This is a genomic window from Thermomonas sp., assembly GCF_041905325.1.
GTDB lineage: Bacteria > Pseudomonadota > Gammaproteobacteria > Xanthomonadales > Xanthomonadaceae > Thermomonas.
This window is the reverse complement of the sequence record NZ_JAYRLK010000037.1, coordinates 1-1,850: the sequence shown is the minus strand read 5'-3', so window position 1 is coordinate 1,850 and position 1,850 is coordinate 1. Positions and strand designations below refer to the sequence as shown.

At 68.2% G+C, this 1,850-nt stretch carries 2 protein-coding genes; one reads left to right on the top strand and one right to left on the bottom strand.

Translation table 11 applies throughout. From position 1 onward, the window contains the following. The coding region (locus tag ACE3OK_RS12495; RefSeq protein ID WP_374249883.1) for a DUF3667 domain-containing protein at window positions 1-716 on the bottom strand (716 nt) is incomplete at its 3' end. Window positions 717-772: 56 nt separating this feature from the next. On the opposite strand from ACE3OK_RS12495, the gene ACE3OK_RS12490 reads away from it, so the two are divergent. Next, the coding region (locus ACE3OK_RS12490; RefSeq protein WP_374249882.1) for an MATE family efflux transporter at window positions 773-1,850 on the top strand (1,078 nt) is incomplete at its 3' end.

Below are 1,850 nucleotides of genomic sequence, written 5' to 3'. Positions count from 1 at the left end.
CTGCCGCGCTGCGCTTGCGCGGTGAGCCAGTGATTGACGAAGTCGGGTAGCCAGCCGATGGCGATCGGCTGCGTTTTCGCGTCCCACGGCTTGCCGCCGACCACCACGGCCGGATCCTGCGTCTCCAAAGGCGCCTCGGCGAGCGGGGTTGCGGACGCACCCTCGCGTAGCGCGCGGAGCCGCGCATCGGCGGCATCGCGGATGTGGTGCTCGGCGACGCGGATTCCGGTTGCGCCTACTGCACCTGCGGTGCCGGTCATGTCGCGCTGCGCCTGCTGCAACTGCGCCAGTTGTTGGTCACGCAGCTTCACCACCGCCTCCGCCGTGGTGGCCCGCGCAAACGCATTCTGCACGTCATCCGATCGGCCATCACCGCCGACCTGCACGGTCAGGCGCGCCACGAAGAAGGCCAGCACGGCGAGGAAGAAGAACAGCCGGAACGGGGTGACGTAGCGGACCTGGCGGCCGGCGAAGTATTCCAGGCTGAGAAAGCCGGGCCGCAGGTACAAGGGCTTGAGCGTGCGCACGATGCGCGCATCGAAATCGAACACGCTGTCCAGCAGGTCGCCGAGCACGCTGCCGATCGGCCGCATCAAGCCCTGCACCGGCTGCCCGCAGGCATGGCAATGCGGGCCTTGCAGGATCGCGTCGCAGTTGCGGCAACGCGGTGGCGGTTCCACTGCGGGCACAGGTGTCGGTTCGGCTTCGTTCTGCATGCGGATAAAATGACAGGCCGCGCGCGGCCACGCCAGCGCGCCTTCCTGCCTGCCCCATGTCCAATTCCGCCGACCGCCCCCGCTTCCGCAACGAAGTGGGCAAGACCGCCCGCCTGGCCGGACCGCTGGCGGCCGGACATCTGTCGTCCGGCCTGGTGAGTTTTGTCGATGCATTCATCGCCGGCCACCATGGCACCGCCACGCTGGCGGCGGTGTCGGTGGGTACTGCGCTGTTCTGGCTGCCGATGCTGGCGCCGATGGGCACGCTGATGGCGCTGCCGCCGGCGGTGTCGCAACTGGATGGCGCGGGCCGCCGTAGCGAGATCGGGCCGTTGTTCCGGCAAGCCCTGTGGCTGGCCGCTGGGCTGGGGTTGCTGCTGCTCGCACTGCTCTCGCTGGCACCCTTGCTGTTACGGCCGATGGGGATCACGCCGGAAATCGTGCCGGAGGTCACCGTCTTCCTGAACGCCGTGCGCTGGGGCATCCCCGCGTTCACCCTCTACCTGTGCATGCGCTACCTCAGCGATGGCCTGCACTGGTCGCTGCCGACCATGCTGCTCGGTTTCGGTGGCCTGTGCGTGCTGGCACCGGTCGCCTATGTGTTGACCAATGGCCTGTTCGGGCTACCCGAGCTGGGCGCGGAAGGGATCGGGATCGCCACCAGCTTGATGTTCTGGCTGCAGGCCTCGGGCTTCGCGCTGTATCTGGCGCGCAGTCGAAGGTTCGTCGACCTGCGCCTGTTCGCGCAGTGGGATTGGCCGCACTGGAACGTGCAGCGCGACTTGCTGCGCACCGGCTTGCCGATCGGCGTCACCATCACCATGGAAGGCGGGCTGTTCGCGGTCACCGCACTGCTGATCGGCCGTCTTGGCGAAGTGCAGGTGGCGGCGCACCAGGTGGCCCTGAACGTTGCCTCGATGTGCTTCATGCTGCCGTTCGGGATCGCCGAGGCGACCACGGTTCGGGTGGGCCATGCGTTCGGCCGCGGTGATCGTGACGGGCTGCGCCGTGCGGCCCTTGCCGGTTTCGCGCTGATGTTGTGTACCCAGACTGCATCGGCCTTGCTGCTGTTGTTCGGGCACGGCGCGGTGGCCGGCCTGTACAGCGCCGATCCGCAGGTGATCGCGCTGGGCG